Source organism: Halomonas sp. ML-15, from assembly GCF_014779595.1.
Classification (GTDB): Bacteria; Pseudomonadota; Gammaproteobacteria; order Pseudomonadales; family Halomonadaceae; genus Franzmannia.
The window spans coordinates 158,646-182,797 of the sequence record NZ_JACXZT010000009.1; the positions used below are offsets into that span (position 1 = coordinate 158,646).

At 64.0% G+C, this 24,152-nt stretch carries 22 protein-coding genes and 2 tRNA genes; 21 read left to right on the forward strand and 3 right to left on the reverse strand.

Annotated elements, in window-relative coordinates:
- Nucleotides 1-115: 115 nt before the first annotated feature.
- On the reverse strand, nt 116-1,078 hold the full coding sequence (locus tag IEI94_RS06380; RefSeq protein ID WP_043510047.1) for an IS1595 family transposase: 963 nt from the start codon (nt 1,076-1,078) through the stop codon (nt 116-118).
- Nucleotides 1,079-1,293: 215 nt separating this feature from the next.
- Here IEI94_RS06380 and IEI94_RS06385 point away from each other — a divergent pair, with 215 nt between their 5' ends.
- Nucleotides 1,294-1,575 carry a DUF2218 domain-containing protein gene (locus IEI94_RS06385; RefSeq protein WP_043511120.1) on the forward strand — a complete coding sequence of 94 codons (282 nt, stop codon included), beginning with the start codon at nt 1,294-1,296 and terminating at the stop codon, nt 1,573-1,575.
- Nucleotides 1,572-2,483: a DMT family transporter gene (locus tag IEI94_RS06390; RefSeq protein ID WP_224749965.1), complete on the forward strand. Its 912-nt coding sequence runs from the start codon at nt 1,572-1,574 to the stop codon at nt 2,481-2,483. Before IEI94_RS06385 ends, IEI94_RS06390 begins: the two co-directional genes overlap by 4 nt.
- On the opposite strand, the gene IEI94_RS06395 is transcribed toward IEI94_RS06390, so the two are convergent.
- Complete coding sequence (locus tag IEI94_RS06395) at nt 2,478-3,533, reverse strand: MBL fold metallo-hydrolase (protein ID WP_191166481.1); 1,056 nt, start codon at nt 3,531-3,533, stop codon at nt 2,478-2,480. The two genes, IEI94_RS06390 and IEI94_RS06395, sit on opposite strands and share 6 nt — an antisense overlap.
- 141 nt (nt 3,534-3,674) lie before the next feature.
- Here IEI94_RS06395 and dapB point away from each other — a divergent pair, with 141 nt between their 5' ends.
- From dapB to greA, 4 genes are all read left to right on the forward strand, one after another.
- Entirely contained in the window at nt 3,675-4,478 is an 804-nt protein-coding gene (gene dapB / locus IEI94_RS06400) for a 4-hydroxy-tetrahydrodipicolinate reductase (protein WP_191166482.1), read from the forward strand.
- A gap of 476 nt (nt 4,479-4,954) precedes the next feature.
- Nucleotides 4,955-6,109, forward strand: a complete 1,155-nt coding sequence (carA, locus tag IEI94_RS06405) for a glutamine-hydrolyzing carbamoyl-phosphate synthase small subunit (protein ID WP_191166598.1) — start codon at nt 4,955-4,957, stop codon at nt 6,107-6,109.
- A gap of 108 nt (nt 6,110-6,217) precedes the next feature.
- Entirely contained in the window at nt 6,218-9,463 is a 3,246-nt protein-coding gene (gene carB, locus IEI94_RS06410; protein ID WP_191166483.1) for a carbamoyl-phosphate synthase large subunit, read from the forward strand.
- A complete protein-coding gene (gene greA / locus IEI94_RS06415) occupies nt 9,460-9,936 on the forward strand; it encodes a transcription elongation factor GreA (protein WP_066451861.1) in 477 nt (158 codons plus the stop codon). Before carB ends, greA begins: the two co-directional genes overlap by 4 nt.
- An 86-nt stretch (nt 9,937-10,022) precedes the next feature.
- On the opposite strand, the gene yhbY is transcribed toward greA, so the two are convergent.
- Nucleotides 10,023-10,349, reverse strand: coding sequence for a ribosome assembly RNA-binding protein YhbY (gene yhbY / locus IEI94_RS06420; RefSeq protein ID WP_043514607.1), 327 nt, complete (start codon nt 10,347-10,349; stop codon nt 10,023-10,025).
- 176 nt (nt 10,350-10,525) lie between these two features.
- Here yhbY and rlmE point away from each other — a divergent pair, with 176 nt between their 5' ends.
- From rlmE to IEI94_RS06495, 15 genes are all read left to right on the forward strand, one after another.
- Nucleotides 10,526-11,215, forward strand: a complete 690-nt coding sequence (gene rlmE, locus IEI94_RS06425) for a 23S rRNA (uridine(2552)-2'-O)-methyltransferase RlmE (protein WP_318153367.1) — start codon at nt 10,526-10,528, stop codon at nt 11,213-11,215.
- A 179-nt stretch (nt 11,216-11,394) separates the two neighbouring features.
- Nucleotides 11,395-13,413, forward strand: a complete 2,019-nt coding sequence (gene ftsH, locus IEI94_RS06430) for an ATP-dependent zinc metalloprotease FtsH (RefSeq protein ID WP_191166485.1) — start codon at nt 11,395-11,397, stop codon at nt 13,411-13,413.
- 162 nt (nt 13,414-13,575) lie between these two features.
- Complete coding sequence (folP, locus tag IEI94_RS06435) at nt 13,576-14,370, forward strand: dihydropteroate synthase (RefSeq protein ID WP_155833564.1); 795 nt, start codon at nt 13,576-13,578, stop codon at nt 14,368-14,370.
- A complete protein-coding gene (gene glmM, locus IEI94_RS06440; RefSeq protein WP_043514612.1) occupies nt 14,363-15,712 on the forward strand; it encodes a phosphoglucosamine mutase in 1,350 nt (449 codons plus the stop codon). Before folP ends, glmM begins: the two co-directional genes overlap by 8 nt.
- A 73-nt stretch (nt 15,713-15,785) precedes the next feature.
- Nucleotides 15,786-16,535 carry a triose-phosphate isomerase gene (gene tpiA, locus IEI94_RS06445; protein ID WP_043514614.1) on the forward strand — a complete coding sequence of 250 codons (750 nt, stop codon included), beginning with the start codon at nt 15,786-15,788 and terminating at the stop codon, nt 16,533-16,535.
- Between the two features lie 4 nt (nt 16,536-16,539).
- Nucleotides 16,540-16,896, forward strand: a complete 357-nt coding sequence (secG, locus tag IEI94_RS06450) for a preprotein translocase subunit SecG (protein WP_043514616.1) — start codon at nt 16,540-16,542, stop codon at nt 16,894-16,896.
- Between the two features lie 25 nt (nt 16,897-16,921).
- A tRNA-Leu gene (locus IEI94_RS06455) sits at nt 16,922-17,008 on the forward strand.
- 147 nt (nt 17,009-17,155) lie between these two features.
- Nucleotides 17,156-17,232, forward strand: a tRNA-Met gene (locus tag IEI94_RS06460).
- 214 nt (nt 17,233-17,446) lie between these two features.
- Entirely contained in the window at nt 17,447-17,908 is a 462-nt protein-coding gene (rimP, locus tag IEI94_RS06465) for a ribosome maturation factor RimP (RefSeq protein ID WP_043514618.1), read from the forward strand.
- Nucleotides 17,909-17,948: 40 nt separating this feature from the next.
- Nucleotides 17,949-19,442 carry a transcription termination factor NusA gene (gene nusA / locus IEI94_RS06470; protein WP_191166487.1) on the forward strand — a complete coding sequence of 498 codons (1,494 nt, stop codon included), beginning with the start codon at nt 17,949-17,951 and terminating at the stop codon, nt 19,440-19,442.
- Between the two features lie 27 nt (nt 19,443-19,469).
- Nucleotides 19,470-22,004, forward strand: coding sequence for a translation initiation factor IF-2 (gene infB / locus IEI94_RS06475; protein ID WP_191166488.1), 2,535 nt, complete (start codon nt 19,470-19,472; stop codon nt 22,002-22,004).
- 18 nt (nt 22,005-22,022) lie between these two features.
- A complete protein-coding gene (rbfA, locus tag IEI94_RS06480) occupies nt 22,023-22,478 on the forward strand; it encodes a 30S ribosome-binding factor RbfA (protein ID WP_043518468.1) in 456 nt (151 codons plus the stop codon).
- The gene (gene truB, locus IEI94_RS06485) at nt 22,478-23,413 is read left to right on the forward strand and encodes a tRNA pseudouridine(55) synthase TruB (protein ID WP_191166489.1); all 936 of its coding nucleotides are present in this window, start codon (nt 22,478-22,480) and stop codon (nt 23,411-23,413) included. Before rbfA ends, truB begins: the two co-directional genes overlap by 1 nt.
- A 108-nt stretch (nt 23,414-23,521) precedes the next feature.
- The gene (gene rpsO / locus IEI94_RS06490; RefSeq protein ID WP_191166490.1) at nt 23,522-23,791 is read left to right on the forward strand and encodes a 30S ribosomal protein S15; all 270 of its coding nucleotides are present in this window, start codon (nt 23,522-23,524) and stop codon (nt 23,789-23,791) included.
- A gap of 166 nt (nt 23,792-23,957) precedes the next feature.
- Entirely contained in the window at nt 23,958-24,152 is a 195-nt protein-coding gene (locus IEI94_RS06495) for a hypothetical protein (protein WP_191166491.1), read from the forward strand.

Consider the following 24,152-nt stretch of genomic DNA (forward strand, 5'->3'; position numbering starts at 1 on the left):
ACGTAAAGGTACGTTTATTTTAACGTTTATGCTGCCGACTGGAAAACTATTTTTTACAGGTTTTCAGCCCTGCAGGCATGAAGTCGTTGCTAATCAGTAGTCTGTATGTGCATGGCTATGTTGGTATCTGTTGTTGGTCGGCGCCTATCGCCGCGCGTAGCCACGACTCCTCGGCTGGCTTCGCCGTTTCAAACAACCGCCGCCATGCCAGGTAATTCGGCAAGTACGCTGTCCCCACCCCATGAAAGCGCCCCATCCAGCCCTTCAATCGGCTGATATAACTGTTGACGTTCTGAATGTGGTATTCCTTGCCGATCACTCGCTGATTATCGAGTGTGATCAGGCGATGATGAGCAATGCCATGGTCAGCAGAGAAGGTTTTATACCAACTGTGCCCGTCAGAACATAAAATCGAGTCGCGATCGATAATCGGTGACAGAAATTCATGGACAGTAGATTTCTGGAGCGCCGGATCCACTAAGTCGCTGATCTTCCCGTTACGGTCGCGCGCAATAAGCACCTGAATCTTTTGCTCTTTTTTCTTCAAATTGCCTTGCCCGCCGCGCTTTCGAGTTTTGCGGTGAGTGATCTGGCGCTTTCCTTTGCAGGACTCCAGGAAGAACGTTTCGTCTACCTCGATGATGCCGGATAATGGATTGGCGTTATCTTGAGCGCTCGTTTTCAGGAAGCGATGTCGCCAGCGGAAGGCCGTCTTCAAATCGATGCCCACTCGGGCCGCAGAGACGCGCAACGTCAGACTATCTCGCATGCAGCGCAGGTAGTCGAACCACTTGTCGCGGTGCTGCAATTTGGCCAAAGGCGTGCCTGTGAGGGCATTGAACGTCTTGTGACAATCAGGATTCGGACAGCGATACCGCTGCAGGCCACCGCTGCGTCCCCACTTGGTAGGGTGCTCAGCGCCACAGTGCGGGCATGAAAGGTGAGATCTTGCGGTGTCGAGCAGAGTATTCGCTTGTGAGCTGATTTGCCCAAGGATCTGATATGCCAGGTATTTCTTGAGATCAACAGGGAGGCTTGCCAGGGTCTGCTCAAGGGCTTTGAGGTCTGCTTGTTTCATGGCGTGCTCCAGAGGCAAACTGGATATACAGTAGTTTATACAGTATTTTTAAAGCACGCCAACAACAGATACCAACATAGCCATGTGCATACAGTAGAATGAGGGCGGCAAAAGGGCAAGGTAACGTCAGATCTTCCAGTCGGCGACGGTGAGGCTGGCATTGGCCATTCGCTCGTCTTAGTCTTGAGTTCAATCGAAAACGAAGGGAGGTCGCCATGCCGATGTCGCGAACGGAGATCGCCACCGGGTCAGCGGCGAAGCTGATGAACCGGCTGTGCAAGCACTGGGCCCACAAGCTGGAGGTGGTGCAGGGCGAGTCCGAGAGCCGGGTGGTGTTCGAGGAGGGCTCCTGCCTGATGCAGGCCGGGCCGGACAAGCTGGTGGTGGCCCTCGAGGCATTGGAGGAGGAGGGCCTCGACCGCCTGGAGGGTGTGCTGGATGCCCACCTTCAGCGCATGGCGGGTGATGAGGAGCTGGTCATCGTCTGGGAAAATTGAACGCTACGGCGTCGCCCCGCGCCGCCCACCTGGGCATGCTGTTGTGGGCGGTGCTGGTAGGGCTGTCGTTTCCCGCCGTCGAGCTGATGAGCCAGCTGCCGCCGCTGTCGCTCACCGCGCTGCGCTTCGCCATCGCCTGCGCCGGGCTATGGTGGCTGGCGCGCCGTGCCGCCGATTTCCTGCCCACCTGGCGGCTGCTCCCGCTCTATAGCCTGATGGGGCTCTGCCTGGCCGGCTTCTTCGGCGCCATGTTCTGGGCGGCGCACCATGCCACCGCGCTCTCCATGTCGACGCTCTATGTCACCGTGCCGCTGCTGGCCTTCCTGCTGGGGCTCGGCTTTCGCGTCGAGCGGTTGGGCTGGCAGCTGCCGGCGATTCTCGCACTGGGCGCCATGGGGGCGCTGGGGCTGGCCGTTGCCGAGTCGATGGGGCATGGCGAAGGGCTCCAGTTCGGTATCGGCGAGGCGGTATTCTTCCTGGGCTGTATCTCCTCGGCACTCTACCCGGTGCTGAGCAAGTGGGGGCTCGCCCATGGCTGGCTGCCGGAGGCGGCCTCGGTGCGTACCTTCTGGAGCCTGGGGCTGGGCGGGGTATGGATCGGCCTGCTGGGGCTGGCGATAGAGCCCGTCGCCGAGCTCGCGTCGATGCGCTGGCAGGATCTCCTGCTGGTGACCTACCTGGGGTTGTTCTCCAGCGCCTTGACCTTCTGGCTGATGCAGCGGGCCACCTCGGCACTGACCCCCGGTGCCGTCACCGCCTACGGTTATCTGGTGCCCTTCGTCTCCATGCTGCTGCTGTTCGTTACCACGCCCGAGCAGATCGGCTGGCACTGGCTGCCGGGCAGCCTGCTGGTGCTGGCGGCCATCGGGTTGTTGCTGCGCAACGGCCGTAGCGAAGCGCCGTCATGAGTCGGCGGGTGACGCCGGTTCGCTGCCGGGTGTCGGCGCCAGGCGGTCGAATCGGCTACGGATCTCGGCGTAGAGGGTTTCGGGGTCGCTGACATGACGCCGCGAGAAGTGGAAGGGCAGCAGTTGGCTGACATCGGCCGCGGCGGCGATTTCACCGCAGGCGCGGGCGGTCAGGTGGCCGGTGCGCCGGGCCTGGTCGCGCTCCTGCTCGAGGAAGGGCGCTTCGCAGAAGAGTGCATGGGCGCCTTGCGCCAGCCCGATCAGGCGTCGGCGGTTCTCCTCGGTGTCTCCCAGGTCGGTGGCGTAGACCAGGCGCTGGCCGGGTTCGGTCAGCAACAGCACTTCCGCCAGCTCCCGGGTTGCCAGGCAGCTACCATCGGGCAGCCGGATGCGGGCTGAGCCATCGCCTGCCAGTACCCGCTCCTTGAGTTCACCGAGCCAGGGCCCTGATGGCCAGCCATGCGCCTTGAGCTGCTCCTTGCGTACCTTGAGCCGGGTGTCGGGTTCGAAGGCGAAGGCCAGTACCGGCGTGCCGTGGTCGAGTGTCACTGCGCGCACGCGAAATCCAGGCTCCTCGTGCAGCACGCCATTGGGTGCCGTGCGTGGGGGCAGTGGCGTCGATGCCTGGCCGGCGGCAAGATGAAAGCGCTCGACCCGCTCGCCGTGCAGTTCGCTCACCTCGAAGCGGGGCGCGCGTTCGCCGACCCGGTCCCACAGTACGCCGTGAATCAGGCTGTCCAGATGGCCGGCCAGCCCCGGCGGGCCGTACATCCGGCACGGCGGAAAAGTGCCGATACGCGAGCGCAGCAGCCACAGGAAGCCACCGATATGGTCGAAGTGAGCGTGGCTGATGAAGACGTCGGACACCTGATGAGCGAAGCGTGCCGACAGCCGACCGGGGTCGCCCAGGTCGAACAGCAGGCTGCGCTTCTGATGAGGCAGGCGCAGATGCAGCAAGGGATCGCCGAAGACGCCATTGACCAGGGTGACCCGGCAATCATTGAGGTGAAGCACCGGGGTAGGGCCGTCTCGAGCCGCAAGCCTCTGCATGAATGGCTCCTGTCGCGTGGCACACGGTTAGGCCCAGTGTGGACGATGCGCCCGCTCCCGCCCAAGGGCTCGCTGACCCGCTACCGCTCCCCTCTGGTATACTCGCGGCATCTTCACGCCACCGCATTCGCAGGAGTCCGCATGACCCGTATCGCCATCGTCGGTGTCGCCGGCCGCATGGGCCGCACCCTGGTCAACGCCGTGCAGCAGGACGCCGGAGCCACCCTGGCCGGCGGTATCGTCGAGCCGGGCAGTTCGCTGGCCGGTGCCGATATCGGCGAGCTGGCGGGCGTCGGCAGGCTGGGCGTGACCGCGGTGGACTCGCTCGACGCCATCGTCGAGGACTTCGACGTGCTGATCGACTTCACCAGCCCTCAGGTCACGCTGTCCAACCTGGCGTTCTGCGCCAAGCATGGCAAACGGATCGTCATCGGCACCACCGGCCTGGATGACGAGGAGCTGGCCGCCCTCGACGCCTACCGGGACAGCATGCCGCTGGTCTTCGCGCCCAACATGAGCGTCGGGGTGAATCTCACGCTGAAGCTGCTCGAGACGGCGGCCCGTGCGCTGGGCGACGAGGGCTACGATATCGAGGTGATCGAGGCGCACCATCGCCACAAGGTGGACGCCCCCTCGGGCACCGCGCTGAAAATGGGCGAGGTGGTGGCCGAAAGCCTCGGGCGTACGCTCAAGGAGCACGGGGTCTTCGCCCGGGAGGGTCAGTGCGGGCCGCGCACGGACAAGGAGATCGGCTTCGCCACGGTGCGCGCCGGGGATATCGTCGGCGAGCATACGGTGATGTTCGCCACCGAGGGCGAGCGCATCGAGATCACCCACAAGGCGAGCAGCCGCATGACCTTCGCCAAGGGGGCGGTGCGGGCGGCGCGCTGGGTGGCCGACCAGCCCAATGGGCGGTATGACATGCAGGACGTGCTGGGTTTGTGAATATCAGGTGATTCGCCACCAACATAGGCAACACCGCCGGGAGGCTTGCAGCCTCCAGTCGCGAGCTAAAGCTGCTCCGACAGTGTGGCCATGAGAACCCTTGGCATTGCATGCCAGTCTGCGATGAGCCAAATGTAGCGCCGAAGATTGGACTTGCAGCGCCTCCTCTTCGGCCGCCCCCGGCGCCCCTCACTGGCGACTTCGCTTATACGTCGCCAGGGGTGGTCGAAGAGAGGAGAATCCTGTAAAATCTCTAAAATTTTGGCCGGGCGCCTGAAAACAGCAGTCATCACTGCGCGCTTGTTGCGTTGGCCAGCCCCCGATGAATATGACAACAAGCGGGATGAAACCGGTTTTTCTATCGGCTTCGTCCCGCTTTTTTACGAGCCGAATCTGTCGCAGTGACGATAGCCGCGGAGCCTGCGCCCCTCAGGCTCCCACCAGCATGGGAGGACCTTGTCTTGAACAGCCCCGCATTGAACAAACCCGCGATACTGGCCCTGGAAGATGGCAGTCTCTTTCACGGTACGGCCATCGGTGCCGATGGACAGACCAGCGGTGAGGTGGTGTTCAATACGGCCATGACCGGCTATCAGGAAATCCTCACCGATCCCTCCTATACCCGGCAGATCGTCACCCTGACCTATCCCCATATCGGCAATACCGGCGTCAACGCCGAGGACGTGGAGTCCGATGGCATCGCCGCCGCCGGCCTGGTGATCCGCGACCTGCCGCTCATCGCCAGCAACTTCCGCTCCGAGCAGTCGCTCTCCGACTACCTGAAGAGCCAGAACGTGCTGGGCATCGCCGATATCGACACCCGCCGCCTGACACGCATCCTGCGCGACAAGGGCGCCCAGAACGGCGCGATCCTCGCCGGCGACCTGGCCGCAGGCGAGGATGCCGCCGAGCGCGCCCTGGCGGCGGCTCGGGCCTTCCCGGGGCTCAAGGGCATGGACCTGGCCAAGGTGGTTTCCTGCCAGGCCTCCTACGAGTGGAGTGAAGGCGAATGGACCCTGGGCGAGGGCTACGCCGACACCAGCCAGGGTGAGCGTCCCTTCCATGTGGTCGCCTACGACTACGGGGTGAAGCGCAATATCCTGCGCATGCTGGCCAGCCGCGGCTGCCGGCTCACCGTGGTGCCGGCCCAGACCCCGGCCGCCGAGGTGCTGGCAATGAACCCCGACGGCATCTTCCTGGCCAACGGCCCCGGTGACCCCGAGCCCTGCGACTACGCCATCAAGGCGATCGGCGAGCTCCTGGAGACCGATATCCCGGTGTTCGGCATCTGCCTGGGCCATCAGCTGCTGGCGCTGGCCTGCGGCGCCAAGACGGTGAAGATGGGGCTCGGCCATCACGGCGCCAACCATCCGGTGCAGGACCTCGACACCGGCCATGTGATGATCACCAGCCAGAACCACGGCTTTGCCGCCGAGGAGTCGACCCTGCCGGCCAACCTGCGCGCGACCCACCGTTCATTGTTCGACGGTTCGCTGCAGGGCATCGAGCGCACCGACCGCCCGGCGTTCAGCTTCCAGGGCCACCCCGAGGCGAGCCCCGGCCCCAAGGACGTGTCGCCGCTGTTCGACCGTTTCGTCGCCATGATGAAGGAGCGCCTCGCGACGCGCTGAATGAATCTGCCCGGCCAGGCCCCAAGGGCCACCGCCGGGCATCGAACGCTTCAGCGACTCTGCGAGAGCCGCCTCACTCGTTAGCCATCAATTTTCGCGGGAACCGTCATGCCCAAACGTACCGACATAAAGAGCATCCTCATCATCGGCGCCGGCCCCATCGTCATCGGCCAGGCGTGCGAGTTCGACTACTCCGGCGCCCAGGCCTGCAAGGCTCTGCGCGAGGAGGGGTACCGGGTCATCCTGGTCAACTCCAACCCGGCCACCATCATGACCGACCCGGCCATGGCCGACGCCACCTATATCGAGCCGATCACCTGGCAGACGGTGGAGAAGATCATTGCCGCCGAGCGGCCCGACGCCCTGCTGCCGACCATGGGCGGCCAGACCGCGCTCAACTGCGCGCTGCAGCTCGATGAGCATGGCGTGCTCGAGAAGTATGGCGTGGAGATGATCGGTGCCAACGCCGATGCCATCAACAAGGCCGAGGACCGCGACCTCTTCGACAAGGCGATGAAGAACATCGGCCTGGCCTGCCCCAAGGCCAAGGTGGCGCACTCCATGGAAGAGGCCTGGGAGATCCAGGCCGAGCTGGGCTTCCCCACCATCGTGCGCCCCTCCTACACCATGGGCGGCTCCGGTGGCGGCGTGGCCTACAACAAGGAGGAGTTCGAGGAGATCTGCACCCGCGGCTTCGAGCTCTCCAACAACCATGAGCTGCTGATCGACGAGTCGCTGCTGGGGTGGAAGGAGTACGAGATGGAGGTCGTTCGTGACAAGAACGACAACTGCATCATTGTCTGCGCCATCGAGAACTTCGACCCCATGGGCGTGCATACCGGTGACTCCATCACCGTGGCCCCGGCCCAGACGCTGACCGACAAGGAGTACCAGATCATGCGCGACGCATCGCTTGCGGTGCTGCGCGAGATCGGCGTCGAGACCGGCGGCTCCAACGTGCAGTTCGGCGTCGACCCCAAGACCGGGCGCATGGTGATTATCGAGATGAACCCGCGGGTGTCGCGCTCCTCGGCGCTGGCGTCCAAGGCCACCGGCTTCCCCATCGCCAAGATCGCCGCCAAGCTGGCGGTGGGCTATACCCTGGACGAACTGCAGAACGACATCACCGGCGGGCGCACCCCGGCGTCCTTCGAGCCGGCCATCGACTATGTCGTCACCAAGATTCCGCGCTTCACCTTCGAGAAGTTCCCCCAGGCCAACGATCGTCTCACTACCCAGATGAAATCGGTGGGCGAGGTGATGGCCATCGGCCGCACCTTCCAGGAGTCGCTGCAGAAGGCGCTGCGTGGCCTGGAGACGGGCAATGACGGACTCGACCCCAAGTTTCCTGATTTCAAGCTCGGCGACTTCACCGGCGACGCCATGGCCCACATCAAGGGCGAGCTGCAGGCCGCCGGCGCCGAGCGCATCTTCTTCATCGCCGATGCCATGCGCGCCGGCATGAGCGTCGACGAGATCTTCACCCTGACCAATATCGATCCCTGGTTCCTGGTGCAGATCGAGGAGCTGGTCAATATCGAGCAGGCGGTCAGCAAGCGCTCACTGTCCGAATTCACCCCCCGGGAGTTGTTCGGCCTCAAGCGCAAGGGCTTCAGTGACGCCCGCCTGGCGAGCCTGCTGGGCGTCGCCGAGAAGGAGTTCCGCAAGACCCGCCAGAAGGCCGGCATCCGCCCGGTCTACAAGCGGGTGGACACCTGCTCGGCGGAGTTCGTCTCGGACACCGCCTACATGTACTCCACCTACGAGGAGGAGTGCGAGGCCGAGGTCTCGGATCGCCAGAAGATCATGGTGCTGGGCGGCGGGCCCAACCGCATCGGCCAGGGCATCGAGTTCGACTACTGCTGCGTCCATGCCGCCTTCGCCATGCACGACGACGGCTATGAGACCATCATGGTCAACTGCAACCCGGAGACCGTCTCCACCGACTACGATACTTCCGACCGCCTCTACTTCGAACCGGTGACCCTGGAGGACGTGCTGGAGATCGCCGACAAGGAGAAGCCGGTTGGCGTGATCGTGCAGTTCGGCGGCCAGACGCCGCTCAAGCTGGCCCGGGAGCTCGAGGCCGCCGGCGTGCCGATCATCGGCACCACCCCGGACGCCATCGACCGCGCCGAGGACCGCGAGCGCTTCCAGCATATGATCGAGAAGCTGGGCCTCAAGCAGCCGCCCAACGCCACCGCGCGCAGCTTCGAAGAGGCCTTCGCCAAGGCCGAGGCGATCGGCTACCCGCTGGTGGTGCGCCCCAGCTACGTGCTCGGCGGCCGGGCCATGGAGATCGTCTATGACGCCTCCGAGCTGGAGAACTACATGACCCACGCGGTCAAGGTCTCCAACGACTCGCCGGTGCTGCTCGACCACTTCCTCAATGCCGCCATCGAGATCGATATCGACGCCGTCTCCGACGGCCACCAGGTGGTGATCGGCGGCATCATGCAGCACATCGAGCAGGCCGGCGTGCACTCCGGTGACTCCGCCTGTGCGCTGCCGCCCTACTCCCTGCCCGCTGAGGTGCAGAACGAGATGCGTGCGCAGGTCAAGCGCATGGCCGTGGAACTCGGCGTGGTGGGCCTGATGAACGTGCAGCTGGCCTGGCAGGACGGCGAGATCTATGTCATCGAGGTCAACCCCCGTGCCTCGCGTACCGTGCCGTTCGTCTCCAAGTGCATCGGCATCTCCCTGGCCCAGATCGCCGCCCGCTGCATGGCCGGCAAGACCCTGGCCGAGCAGGGCTTCGAGCGCGAGATCGTGCCGCACTTCTATAGCGTCAAGGAGGCGGTCTTCCCGTTCAACAAGTTCCCCGGGGTCGACCCCATCCTGTCGCCGGAGATGAAGTCCACCGGCGAGGTGATGGGCAGTGGCGACACCTTCGCCGAGGCTTTCTACAAGGCCCAGCTCGGCGCCGGCGAGGCGATCCCGGCGCTCACGGGGGAGCGCAAGGCGTTCCTCTCGGTGCGCGATCCGGACAAGGCGGGTGTTATCGAGGTGGCGCGTTCTCTGCTAGCATTAGGGTTCGGCCTGGTCGCCACTCGTGGCACCGCTGCGGCTCTCGAAGCGGCAGGCCTCCCGTTTGGCATCGTCAACAAGGTCTATGAAGGCCGGCCGCATATCGTCGATCTGCTCAAGAACGACGAAATCGCCTATATCGTCAATACCACCGAGGGTCGTCAGGCCATCAATGACTCCTCGGTGATCCGTCGTACCGCGCTCGCCCGCAAGGTGCCCTATGCCACGACCCTGGCAGGGGCCAGCGCCGTTTGCATGGCGCTCGAATATGGCGATGCCATTACGGTACGCCGGTTACAGGAACTGCATGCAGGAGCAACGCAATGAACAAGGTCCCCATGACCGTTGCCGGCGAGGCACGCCTGCGCAAGGAGCTGGAATATCTGAAAGGCGAGGCGCGCCCCAAGGTGATCGCCGATATCGCCGAGGCCCGTGAGCACGGTGACCTCAAGGAGAACGCCGAGTACCATGCCGCCCGGGAACAGCAGGGCTTCATCGAAGGGCGCATCAAGGAGATCGAGAGCAAGCTCTCGGCGGCCCAGGTCATCGATGTCATGAAGCTGCCGCAGACCGGCAAGGTGATCTTCGGCGTCACCGTCGAGCTGATCAACCTCAACAATGACGAGACGGTGACCTACCAGATTGTTGGCGAGGACGAGGCCGAGATCAAAGCCGGCAAGATCTCGGTGACCTCGCCCATCGCCCGCGCGCTGATCGGCAAGGAGGAGGGCGACGTGGTGGTGGTGAACACCCCGGGTGGCGAGGTGGAGTACGAGATCGCCGGGGTCGAGCACCGCTGAGTTATGTGTTACGCGCCAGCAAAAGGCCCGCGACAGATTGTCGCGGGCCTTTTGTGACGTTGCTCGCGCCGCTGGCGCGTCAGCGCTTAGTGACGGCCGTGGTGGCCCTCGAAGCGCTTGACGTTGGAGAGCTTGGGATTGCCCTTGGGGTTGGCTCGATAGAGCAGCGCCATCTTGCCGATGGTCTGAACCCGTTCGGCACGGCTGGCCGCGAGCAGTGCCTCGAGCGCGGCGGCGCGGTCGTCGCGCTCCGTCAGGGCCAGCTTGACCTTGATCAGCTCGTGGTCGCTGAGCGCGCGATCGAGTTCGGCCAGCAGCCCCTCGGATACGCCGTTCTCGGAGACCGTTACCACCGGAGTGAGGTGGTGGCCGATACTGCGAAATGCTTTCTTTTGTGCCTGTGACAAGCTCATGGTATGTTGCGTCTTCCCGGTTGCGCTCAGCGCACCATGGTACGGTGAAACGCGCCTCGACGAAAGCGTTCAAACGCTTCTCGTCGGCCGACGTCTCGCTTCGCACCTTGCCGCTTCAGGCGCTGGTCTGCTGGCTTTCCAGATCCCTATTTCAAACGATGTCTCAAGGTGATGCCGTGGCTCGTTCCACTCCCTCCCCGCGTGGCGATGCTTCCAGTTCCGGCGACAAGCGTGCTTCGGGCAAGTCCGGTGCCAGCAAGACCAGCAAGGGCTGGCTGAAGGAGCACTTCGACGACCGCTTCGTCCAGCAGAGCTGGCAGGACGGCTTTCGCAGCCGGGCCAGCTACAAGCTGCTGGCGCTGGACGATAAGGACCGGTTGTTCCGGCCGGGCATGGCGGTGATCGACCTGGGTGCGGCGCCGGGCGGCTGGAGCCAGGTGGCCGCCGAGAAGGTGGGGCCCGAAGGCGTGGTGATCGCCTCCGACATCCTGGAGATGGACGGGCTGGCCGGGGTCGATTTCATCCAGGGCGACTTCACCGAGGAGTCGGTGCTCGAGGCGATACTCGACACCCTGGGCGATCGCCCGGTGGACCTTGTGATGTCCGACATGGCCCCCAATATGAGTGGTATGGCGGCCATCGACCAGCCCCAGGCCATGTACCTGGTCGAGCTGGCGCTTGACCTGGCCCGCCAGACGCTGAAGCCGCAGGGTCGTTTCCTTGCCAAGGTGTTCCAGGGCGAAGGCTTCGACGCCTATCTCAAGGAGCTGCGTAACAGTTTCGACCGGGTGGTGACCCGCAAGCCAGAGGCCTCCCGCGCGCGTTCGCGCGAAGTGTACCTGCTGGCGGAAGGATTTCGCGGCTGAGCCTCGGCTTGGCCACAACGATAGTCAAAGACTAATGGCGCAATGGCCGGACAGGGCTGCCCAACTATGTCACAGTATGGGCAGGCATAGCCCCCGCAGCTGGGCGGAACACGCCCCGCTGTGCGTGGTCCTACAAATAGGCGTTTCGGCCGACAGATGCTTGCAACGAGGGTAGGCCCTTGAACGATATGGCAAAGAACCTGATTCTGTGGTTGGTTATCGCCGCAGTATTGCTCACGGTATTCAACAACTTTACCGTCGATACCACACCACAGACGATGAACTACTCTCAGTTCGTCCAGCAGGTGCAGAATCAGCAGATCCGTAGCGTGACCATCGATGGTCACACGATTACCGGTGAGCGTCAGGATGGGTCGGAATTCCAGACCATCCGGCCTGCAGCGGAAGACCCCCGGCTGATGGACGACCTGCTGACCAACAACGTCACCGTGGTGGGCAAGGAGCCGCAGCAGCAGAGCCTGTGGACACGGCTGCTGATCGCCAGCTTCCCGATCCTGCTGATCCTGGCCATCTTCATGTTCTTCATGCGTCAGATGCAGGGCGGTGCCGGCGGCAAGGGCGGGCCGATGAGCTTCGGCAAGTCAAAGGCCAAGCTGCTCTCTCAGGATCAGATCAAGACCACCTTCGCTGATGTGGCCGGGTGTGACGAGGCCAAGGAAGAGGTCGAGGAGCTGGTCGACTTCCTGCGCGACCCCTCCAAGTTCCAGCGCCTGGGCGGCAGCATTCCCCGTGGCGTACTGATGGTCGGACCACCGGGTACCGGTAAGACGCTGCTCGCCAAGTCCATCGCCGGCGAGGCCAAGGTGCCGTTCTTCTCGATTTCCGGTTCCGACTTCGTCGAGATGTTCGTCGGTGTGGGTGCGTCCCGTGTGCGCGACATGTTCGAGCAGGCCAAGAAGCAGGCGCCCTGCATCATCTTCATCGACGAGATCGATGCCGTGGGCCGTTCACGCGGCGCCGGCATGGGCGGTGGCAACGACGAGCGCGAGCAGACCCTCAACCAGCTGCTGGTGGAGATGGACGGCTTCGAGGCCAACGAGGGTGTCATCGTCATCGCCGCCACCAACCGTCCCGACGTGCTCGACCCGGCGCTGATGCGTCCGGGGCGCTTCGACCGCCAGGTGGTGGTGGGGCTGCCGGATATTCGCGGTCGCGAGCACATCCTCAATGTACACCTGCGCAAGGTACCGCTGGGCGACGACGTCAAGCCGTCGCTGATAGCCCGTGGCACGCCCGGCTTCTCCGGCGCCGACCTGGCCAATCTGGTCAACGAGGCGGCGCTGTTCGCCGCGCGCCGCAACAAGCGCCTGGTGAGCATGGAGGAGCTTGAGCTGGCCAAGGACAAGATCATGATGGGCGCCGAGCGCAAGTCCATGGTCATGACCGACAAGGAGAAGCTCAACACCGCCTATCACGAGTCGGGCCACGCCATCATCGGCCTGGTGATGCCGGAGCACGACCCGGTCTACAAGGTCACCATCATTCCGCGCGGCCGGGCGCTGGGTGTGACCATGTTCCTGCCCGAGGCGGATCGTTACAGCCTGTCCCGTCGGCAGCTGATTGGTCAGATATGCTCGCTGTTCGGCGGCCGTATCGCCGAGGAAATGACGCTGGGGCCGGATGGCGTGACCACCGGGGCGTCCAACGACATCAAGCGTGCCACCGAGCTTGCTCATAACATGGTGGCCAAGTGGGGGCTCTCCGAGGAGATGGGCCCGATCATGTACGACGAGGACGAGTCGCACCAGTTCATGGGCGGTCCCGGTCAGGGCGGCAAGCTCAAGTCCGGCGAGACCACGTCGCGCCTCGACAAGGAGGTGCGCAAGATCATCGACGAATGCTACGCCAAAGCGCAGCAGATCCTCGAGGAGAATCGCGACAAGCTCGACGCCATGGCCGATGCGCTGATGCTCTATGAGACCATCGATGCCGACCAGCTCCGCGATATCATGGAGGGCCGCGCGCCGCGTCCGCCCAAGGACTGGGAGGATGGCGATTCCGGTACCGGCGCGCCGGTGACCGGGGAGGCCCCCCCCCGCGAAGAGTCGGAGCCAGAGGCCGCGGAGCCCACCGATAGCGGGAGTGGTGGTGATGCAGGCGGCAGTGGTGATGAGGATGAGGACGAGGAACCACGTCGTCGTCCCTCCGACCCGCTGGGTGGACCCGCAGGGTCCTGATATCGACCCGTCGCAGGCAGGCGCCCCTCCGGGGCGCCTTTGCCGTGCGGGGCAATCGTTTTGTCAGCATGCCGCCACAGGACCGACTGCATGATGGAAACCGCTTCACCGACCTGGCTGCCCTGCGGGCGTCATCGCCTCGATCTCTCCTACCCTCGCGTCATGGGAATTCTCAACGTCACTCCCGACTCCTTCTCCGACGGCGGCCGGCATACTGTCATCGATGATGCCGTGCGGCATGCCGAGGGCATGCTTGCCGAGGGGGCGGCGATCATCGATGTGGGCGGCGAGTCCACCCGTCCGGGCTCCCAGGCTGTCTCCACCCAGCAGGAGCTGGACCGGGTGATGCCCGTGGTCGAGCGACTGGTCCGCGAACTCGATGCGCTGGTGTCGGTGGATACCAGCAGCCCCGTGGTGATGCGGGAAGCCGTCGCGATGGGTGTGGGGATGATCAACGACGTGCGGGCCCTGCGGCAGGAGGGCGCGCTGGAGGCGGCGATGGGTACCGGCCTGCCGGTCTGCCTGATGCACATGCAGGGCGAGCCGCGAGACATGCAGCAGTCCCCTCGCTATGATGTGCCGGTGGAGGAGTCGGTCAGCGATTTCCTGGAGTCACGAATTGTCGCTTGCGAAGCCGCCGGGCTGCGCCGTGAGCGCCTGCTGATCGACCCGGGATTCGGCTTCGGCAAGAGCGTCGAGCACAACCTGCGGCTGCTCAATCGCATGGAGGGCCTGGCGGCGCTGGGGCTTCCGCTGCTTGTGGGGATGTCGCGCAAGAGCATGATCGGCAAGGTGCTTGGCCGGCCGGTCGAGGAGCGACTGCCTGGTGGCCTGGCGCTGGCGTCACTGGCCGTCGAGCGCGGCGCAAGCATTCTGCGTGTCCATGATGTAGGCCCGGTCCTGGATGCGGTTAACATGACATGGGCCGTGCTTAGGGAAGGCTGCGAGCATGACTAGACGCTATTTCGGTACCGACGGAATTCGGGGCACGGTGGGCGAGTATCCGATAACGGCCGACTTCATGCTGAAGCTGGGCTGGGCCATGGGACGGGTCTTGGCCCGGGACAAGGAGCGCGTTCGTGTACTGATCGGCAAGGACACCCGCATCTCTGGCTACATGTTCGAGTCGGCACTGGAGGCGGGTCTTTCGGCAGCCGGTGTCGACGTGGCCCTGCTGGGCCCGATGCCGACGCCGGGGATCGCCTATTTGACGCGGACCTTTCGCGCGGATGCCGGTATCGTGATCTCGGCGTCGCATAATCCCTTTGCCGACAACGGCATCAAGTTCTTCTCCACCGATGGCACCAAGCTGGCCGACGAGATCGAGGAGCGCATCGAGGCGATGCTCGACGAGCCGCTTACCACCGTGGTTGCCGATCGTCTGGGCAAGGCCGTGCGAATCGACGATGCCGCCGGCCGCTACATCGAGTTCTGCAAGTCGACCATACCCAACCGGGTCAGCCTGCATGGGCTGAAGATCGTGCTGGACTGTGCCCATGGGGCGACCTACCACATCGCTCCCAGCGTCTTCCGTGAGCTGGGTGCCGAGATCAGCCTGATCGGTGCAAGCCCCGACGGACTCAATATCAACCGCGACGTGGGTTCCACCTTCCCCGCCGCGTTGCGCGCCGCGGTGATCCAGCAGGGTGCCGACCTGGGTGTCGCCTTCGATGGCGATGGCGACAGGGTGCTGATGGTCGATGCCGATGGACGCGAGATCGATGGCGACGACATCCTCTACCTGATCGCCAGGGACCGGCATGAGCGGGGGCAGCTCGGCGGTGGCGTGGTGGGCACCCTGATGACAAACTTCGGTCTTGCCATGGCGCTGGAAGCGATGGGGGTCCCCTTCGAGCGCGCCAAGGTGGGCGACCGCTACGTGGTGGAGCGCCTGGTGGCCAACGGCTGGCAGCTGGGCGGCGAGTCGTCCGGCCATATCGTCTGTGCCGACGTGCAGAGTACCGGGGATGGTATCGTGTCGGCATTGCAGGTGCTGGCGATCATGGTTTCCGAGGACAGGTCCCTGAAGAGCCTGCTGTCGGGACTGGAGAAGGTGCCCCAGGTGCTGGTGAATGTGCGCCTGACGCCGGGCAGCGACGCCAAGGCCCTGATGGCGAGTTCGGCGGTCAAGGATGCGGTGGCCGCCATGGAGTCGGAGCTGGGCGAGGAAGGCCGCGTACTGCTGCGTCCTTCGGGCACAGAGCCGTTGATTCGCGTGATGGTCGAAGGACGTGCGCATCTCGATGTGGAGGGCATGGCCCGACGCCTGGCCGCCGAAGTGGAGCAGCAGTTGGGCTGACGACCGCGTCGGATGGTTGTCTTGACACGACGCCTCCTATACCATTTCGCACCACTTTGAAAGAGGACGCAGCATGCGAACGCCGCTGATCGCCGGGAACTGGAAGATGAACGGTTCGGCCTCTCTGGTCGAGGATTTCGGCCGTGCCTTTCCCCGTACCGTGCTTCCGGCGTCTCTGGATGTGGTCATACTGCCGCCCTTCCCCTATCTGGACATGGCGCAGCGGGCCTTTGCCGATACCTCGCTCGAACTGGGTGCCCAGACGCTCAACCCGTTGCATTCCGGTGCTCGCACGGGTGAGGTGAGCGGCCAGATGCTCCGGGAGTTCGGCGTGAAGTATGCGCTGGTGGGGCACTCCGAGCGTCGTCAGCTCTATCGCGAGAACGACGAAGCCGTGCACGATCGGCTGCTGGCGGCGCTCAGCGTCGACATTACGCCTATCCTGTGCGTGGGTGAGAGCCTGGAGGAGAGGGATGCGGGTCGCACCATGGACGTGGTGCTGGGCCAGGTGGGCTATGTGATGGCGCGCCTCGAGCCCGAGCAGCGCCCTCGGGTGGTCATCGCCTACGAGCCAGTCTGGGCGATCGGTACCGGACGCACGGCGACACCCGGACAGGCCCAGGAGGTCATGGCCGGGATTCGTCAGTATCAGGCCAGCTTCGATCGCGAGCTGGCGGCGGGGATGCGATTGCTTTACGGCGGCAGCATGAACGCGAACAACGCGGCTGAGCTGCTGGCCCAGCCGGACATCGACGGCGGCCTCGTGGGCGGTGCTTCGCTCAAGGTCGACGATTTTCTAGCCATTTGTCAGTCAGCAGGTTGAATCCATGCAAGTTGCCATTCTCTTGATCCATGTGGTGATCGCCATCACCCTGGTCGTCCTTATCCTGCTGCAGCAGGGCAAGGGCGCCGAAGCCGGTGCCGCCTTCGGTGGCGGTGCCTCCCAGACCGTATTCGGCTCGCGGGGTAGTGGCGGTTTCCTGTCCCGTGCCACGGCCGTGCTGGCGTTTACCTTTTTCGCCACGTCGCTGACTCTGGCCTGGTACGCCACCCAGGCCCAGGCGCCGGAAGTCGGTATTCCCGATGCTCGTCTGATCGAACAGCGGAACGGTGTCCCAACCCTTGACGACGGCGCCCGTGACGTGGATAATACCGCGCCAGTGCTGGAAGAAAGCAACGACTAAGGTTGGGGCTCCAGTCATCAAGAAAGCCGAAGTGGTGGAATTGGTAGACACGCTATCTTGAGGGGGTAGTGACCGTAAGGTCGTGCGGGTTCAAGTCCCGCCTTCGGCACCATCTGAAACGCCGTGATCCGAGTAAGCAGGGGATCATGAGACGACAGAAGCAGGATTGGCACCAGGAAGGTTGTAGCAAAATGGTTGTAAGCGCCAATGCGGCTTGACTCAAGTGCATCAGGCACCTACAATCGCCGACCTGGAATGTTGCGGGGTGGAGCAGTCTGGTAGCTCGTCGGGCTCATAACCCGAAGGTCATCGGTTCAAATCCGGTCCCCGCTACCATTTTCCGGTCAGCTGTCTTGCGAGGCAGTCATGAGCGCCGAAGTGGTACTACAGGTTTCTTGTGAAAGGCCCCTTCCTGCGAAGGGGCTTTTTGTTAGCAGCTTACTGTCGGCAAGGGCCGGCAGCGCTTATCCGGGCAACGCCAATCAGCCACCTAGCTTTCCTGTTTACTCCCGGCCAGGTGCCTGATGCAACGGCTGTAGGAGCTTTCTCTGTGGCACTCAAGGACGCTGCGCTTTATGCGCTGATCGAGCCGGTGGTCACCGCCATGGGTTTCGAGCTCTGGGGCATCGACTATCGTCCCCAGGGCAAGCATTCCCGTGTTGTGATCTACATTGATCATGCCGAGGGTGTGAGCGTGGACCATTGCGCTGATATCAGTCGCCAGGTCAGCGCCGTGCTCGACGTGGAAGACCCCATACCGGGTGAGTATCGCCTGGAGGTGTCGTCGCCGGGCATGGATCGTCCGCTCTTCACTCTCGACCACTTCGCCCGTTTTGCGGGGCACCAGGTGGCACTGAAGCTGCGGGTACCCTTCGATGGGCGACGCAAGTTCCAGGGTCTGCTGGCCGGCATCGAGGAGGACGAGGTGCTGTTGCAGCAGGACGGCGAAGAGTATTGCTTTCCCATCGAAAGCATCGACCAGGCACGAGTGGTGCCCCGGTTCGAAGACTGAGGTCGGTGCATATGGACAGGTTTTCTGGCGAGGCAAAGGCATGAGTAAAGAAATTCTGACGGTCGTCGATGCGATCTCCAATGAAAAAGGCGTGCCCCGCGACGTGATCTTCGAGGCCGTCGAGGCGGCCCTGGCCAGCGCATCACGCAAGCGCTTCGAGGGTCGGGAAGTCAGTGTGCGCGTTCACATCGACCGCTACACCGGCGAATACGAGACGTTCCGTCGCTGGGAGGTGGTGGAGGACGACGAATTCGAGAATCCCGACGCCGAGATCAAGGAGTCCTTCGCCGAGCGCCGCGATCCGCCGCTCAAGCGGGGCGATGTGGTCGAGGAGCAGATCGAGAATGCCGCCTTCGGCCGTATCGCTGCCCAGACCGCCAAGCAGGTCATCGTGCAGAAGGTGCGCGAGGCCGAGCGCGCCGAAGTGGTGCGCCAGTACGCCGAGCGTGAGGGTGAGCTGGTCGCCGGCATCGTCAAGAAGACCACCCGCGATGGCCTGATCATCGACCTTGGCGACAACGCGGAAGCCTTCTTGCCCCGCGGCGAGATGATTCCCGGCGAGCGCTACCGCATGAACGATCGGGTACGGGCACTGCTGACCAAGGTCGATGCCGATGCGCGTGGTGCCCAGTTGATTCTGTCGCGCACCTGTCCGGAGCTGATCATCGAACTATTCAAGATCGAGGTGCCGGAGATCGCCGAGCAGCTCATCGAGATCAAGGGTGCCGCGCGCGATCCCGGCTCCCGGGCCAAGATCGCGGTCAAGACCAACGACCGGCGCATCGACCCGGTGGGCGCCTGCGTCGGCATGCGCGGCTCGCGGGTGCAGGCGGTATCCAGTGAGCTGCAGAACGAGCGGGTCGATATCATCCTGTGGGATGACAATCCGGCCCAGCTGGTCATCAATGCCATGGCGCCGGCGGATGTCGGCTCGATCCTCGTCGACGAGGACGCGCATGCCATGGACGTAGCCGTCGCCGAGGACAACCTGGCCCAGGCCATCGGCCGTAGTGGCCAGAACGTGCGCCTGGCCTCGGAGCTCACCGGATGGCGGATCAACGTCATGACCGAGAACGAGGCCGAAGACAAGCGAGAGCAGGAGATCGATAGCCTGGTCGAGCATTTCATTCAGCATCTGGATATCGAGGATGACCTCGCCCGGCTGCTGGTGGAGGAAGGTTTCACCACGCTGGAAGAGATCGCCTACGTGCCCCTCGAGGAAATTCTCGAGATCGAGGAGCTCGATGAGGAACTGGTGGAAGATTTGCGCGCGCGTGCCAAGGATGAACTGCTGAACCTGGCCATCGCCTCCGAAGAGGCGCTGGACGGTGCTCAGCCGGCCGACGACCTGCTGGAAATGGAGGGCATGGAGCGTCATCTGGCCTTCATTCTGGCGAGCCGCGGCATTGTCACCATGGAGGACCTCGCCGAGCAGTCCGTCGACGATCTGATGGACATCGAGGGCATGGACGAGGAGCGCGCTGCATCACTGATCATGACTGCCCGTGCGCCCTGGTTCGAGAACGAACAGTAAACGGGTCACGGGCTGAGGAGGGTCAACATGTCAGAAATGACCGTTAAAGATTTTGCAGCGAAGGTAGGGCGCGACGTCCCCCGCCTGCTGGAACAGATGAAAGAAGCCGGGCTCGAGCACAAGGCCGAGACTGATGCGGTGTCCGAGGAGGACAAGCGTCAGCTGCTCGACTATCTCACCAAGAGCCATGGTGGCGACGGTGCTGCGGGAGCCAAGAATCGCATTACCTTGACCCGCAAGACCAGGAGCCGCATCAAGACCGGTGAGCGGGGCAAGACCATCGAGGTGCAGGTGCGCAAGAAGCGGACCTACGTCAAGCGTGCCGAGGATGAGGCACCGCCTCCGGAGCCGGCGGAGGATGCCGGTCCGCGCCAGCTGGTAGGCGACATGGCGGATTCACGGGCCAAGCGCGAAGCGCAGGATGCCGAGGACGCCAAGGAGCGTGCCGCCGAGCGTCAGGCCCGTGAAGAGGCCGCCAAGGCCGAGGCCGCAGCACCCGCACCCATCGAGCAGCCTGCCAAGGCCGCCGAGGTGCCGCAGATCCCGGTCCCCGAGCTCGAGCAGTCTGAACCTTCGGCAGAGCCCCCGGCTCCGCCCAAGGAGGGTCGCAGCGATCGCCGCACGGCGCCGCCGAAGAAGGCGGCTGCCAAGAAGGGGCGGGGTCGTGACGATGAGGATCGTGGCGATCGGGAGGAGCGCCGTCGCGGTGGCGCCGCCAAGAAGGCCAAGCGCTCCGAGCGCCGTGGCAGTCGTCGCGGTGGCTCCCAGGGCGGTGGCCAGCACGGTTTCCAGAAGCCGACGCAGCCGATCGTGCGCGAAGTCTCCATCCCGGAGTCGATCAGCGTCGCCGAGCTCGCCGACAAGATGTCGATCAAGGCCAACGAGGTCATCAAGGCGATGTTCACCATGGGTGCGGCGGTGACCATCAACCAGACCATCGATCAGGACACTGCGGCCATCGTGGTCGAGGAGATGGGCCACAAGCCCAAGCTGGTCAAGGACGATGCACTGGAAACCGAAGTGCTTTCCGGCATCTCCTATGAAGGCGAAGAAATTTCCCGTTCGCCGGTGGTCACGGTCATGGGGCACGTCGACCATGGCAAGACCTCGCTGCTCGACTATATCCGCAAGGCCAAGGTGGCGACCGGTGAGGCTGGCGGCATCACCCAGCATATCGGCGCCTATCACGTGGAAGACCAGCACGGCGGCGTGACCTTCCTCGACACCCCGGGCCACGCGGCGTTCACCGCCATGCGTGCACGCGGTGCCAAGGCCACCGACGTGGTCATCCTGGTGGTGGCGGCCGACGATGGCGTCATGCCCCAGACCATCGAGGCGATCGAGCACTCCAAGGCAGCCGAAGTGCCGATGGTGGTGGCGGTCAACAAGATCGACAAGGAAGGCGCGGACTTCGACCGTATCCGCAACGAGCTTTCCCAGCATGGGGTCATTTCCGAGGAGTGGGGTGGCGATACGCAGTTCGTCCACGTCTCGGCCAAGACGGGCGACGGCATCGAGGAGCTGCTGGAGGCGATCCAGCTGGTTTCCGAAGTCCTCGAGCTCAAGGCGGTTCCCGAAGCGCCCGGCAAGGGTGTGGTGGTCGAGTCGCGTCTCGACAGGGGGCGCGGCCCGGTGGCCACCGTGCTGGTCCAGAACGGTACCCTGCGCAAGGGCGACATCGTCCTGGCCGGCCTGCACTACGGCCGTGTGCGTGCGCTGACCAACGAGCTCGGCCAGCAGGTCGACGCCGTGGGTCCGGCGATGCCGGTGGAGATCCAGGGTCTCGACGGTACCCCGGATGCCGGTGACGACTTCATGGTCGTGGCCGACGAGAAGAAGGCCCGCGAGGTCGCCAACTTCCGTCAGGGCAAGTATCGCGAAGTGCGCCTGGCGCGTCAGCAGAAGGCCAAGCTGGAGAACATGTTCAGCCAGATGGGCCAGGACGAGGTGGCCAAGGTCAACATCGTGCTGAAGGCCGATGTGCAGGGCTCGCTGGAAGCCATCAAGGGCGCCCTGGAAGAGCTCTCCACCGGCGAAGTCGAAGTGGCTGTGGTCTCCTCCGGCGTGGGCGGCATCACAGGTACCGATGCCAACCTGGCGCTGGCCTCCGAGGCCATCGTGGTGGGCTTCAACGTCCGTGCCGATGCGGCCGCCCGTGAGATCATCGAGCGTGAAGGCCTGGATCTGCGCTACTACAGCGTGATCTATCAGCTGATCGACGAGGTCAAGCAGGCCATGAGCGGCATGCTGGCACCGGAGTGGAAGGAAGAGATCGTCGGCGTGGCCGAGGTTCGTGATGTCTTCCGCGCACCGAAGATCGGCGCCGTGGCGGGCTGCATGGTTGTCGAGGGCAGCGTGCATCGCAACAAGAAGATCCGCGTGCTGCGCGACAACGTGGTCATCTACGAAGGCGAGCTCGAGTCCCTGCGTCGCTTCAAGGACGACGTCAGCGAAGTGCGTAACGGCATGGAGTGTGGCATCGGCGTGAAGAACTACAATGACGTTCAGGTTGGCGACAAGATCGAAGTTTTCGATCAGGTCAAGGTCGAGCGGACGCTCTAACCGGCCAAGGAGTCGAGCATGCGCGAATTCAAGCGTACCGACCGTGTCGGCGATCAGCTGCAGAAGGAGCTGGCGGTGCTGATCCAGCGCGAGGTCAAGGACCCGCGCCTGGGGATGGTCACGGTGAGCGGCGTCGAGGTCAGCCGTGACCTCGGCTATGCCGACGTGCACGTGACCCTGCTGGGCGAGGAGGATCCCGAGCGCATCCGGGAGAATCTCAAGGTGCTCAAGCAGGCCGCGGGGTTCCTGCGTAGCCAGGTGGCCCGGCGGATCAAGCTGCGCCACGTGCCGGAGCTGCGCTTTCATTATGATGAGAGCGTGGTGCGTGGCCAACGGCTGTCGTCGCTGATCGACGAGGCGGTCTCCCGTGATCGTGCCCGTAACGAGGCCGAGGACGGCGAAGCTGCCGGCAATCACGACGGCGACGTCGGTGACGGCCAGGCGCGCGGTGGCAACGAGGACGAGAAGGACTGATGGCGCGTCGTCGCCGTGGTCTGCCGGTCAACGGGGTGCTACTGCTCGACAAGCCCCAGGGTGCGTCGAGCAACCATGCCCTGCAGCGTGCCCGACGCCTGTTCCAGGCACAGAAGGCGGGCCACACCGGCACTCTCGACCCCATGGCGACGGGGCTGTTGCCGGTCTGCTTCGGCGAGGCGACCAAGTTCTCCTCGTTCCTGCTGGAGGCCGACAAGGTCTATCGCACCCGCGTCCAGCTGGGTGTGGTGACCGACACTGGCGATGCCGAGGGAGAAGTGGTCGAACGCCAGGCGGTGCCGGCACTGAGCGAGGCGGACATTGAGGCGGTGCTGGCGCGGTTTCGCGGCGAGATCGAACAGGTTCCGCCCATGTACTCGGCGCTCAAGCATCAGGGGCGCAAGCTCTACGAGCTGGCCCGGGAGGGCAAGACGGTGGAGCGTGCAGCCCGCCGCGTGACGGTGTATGATGCGCGCCTCCTGGCTCACGATGCCGAGGGCTTCGAGCTCGAAGTCAGGGTCAGCAAGGGCACCTATATACGCACCCTGGCCGAAGATATCGGCCGGGCGCTGGGCTGCGGGGCGCATATCACTGCGCTGCGGCGGCTCAAGACCGGCCCGTTCAGTGGCGAGGCGATGCTCGACCTGGCGACCCTGGAAGCCCTCGAGGACCAGGCCGCCCGGGAGGCGCAGCTGATGCCGGTGGACGTGCTGGTAGCGCACCTGCCGGCGCTCGGCGTCGACGCCGAACAGGCCGGGCGTCTGCTGCACGGCCAGCCGATCCTCGCAGAGCGGATCGAGCTGTCCGTCGGTAGCCTGGCAAGACTCTACCGTGACGAGACCTTTCTGGGGCTCGGCACGGTCAAGACGACGGGGGAAATCGCCCCTCGTCGTCTGCTGAATACCGCGGCTGACGAACACGCCAGCCGCGCGTAAGCAACCCGCGGGGCGTTGCCACAGGCAGCGTCCGGCAGGCGTGGAGACTGCAAATATGCGTGGTCTCCGACATTCATCATTTAGGCATATTGCTTACTGGAGAGACAGATGGCACTGACCGCTGATAAAAAGGCCGAGATCGTCAAGGACTTCGGCCGTGGCGACAACGACACCGGTTCCCCCGAGGTTCAGGTGGCCCTGCTGAGCGCCAACATCGATGGCCTGCAGGATCACTTCAAGACCAACAAGCAGGATCACCACTCGCGTCGTGGCCTGATCCGCATGGTTAACCAGCGCCGCAAGCTGCTGGACTACCTGAAGCGCAAGGATTTCGAGCGCTATCAGGCGCTGATTCAGCGTCTGGGCCTGCGCCGCTAAGCGTCGGTCTCAAAGCGGTAACGAAACGGGCAGCCTCAGGGCTGCCCGTTTCGCGTTGTGCGGCCCGATAAAGGCGTAAGCGAAATACCCGGCACGATGCTGGAGGCACTGCGTGGGACCGGTTAGTCTGTGGTCGTCACTACTCAATACTCAGGAGGAGATCATTATGAGCGCTAGCATGATGCGCAAGCTCGGTGTGGCAATGCTGCTGGCCTTGATGTTAGGCGGCGTCGCTGCCTGCCAGGACGATGCTGGACCGGCGGAAGAAGCCGGCCAGGATATCGACGAGGCCATGGAAAGTGCTGGAGAAGGCATGGAGGAGATGGGCGAGGACATTCAGGACGCAGCGGACGGCAATTGA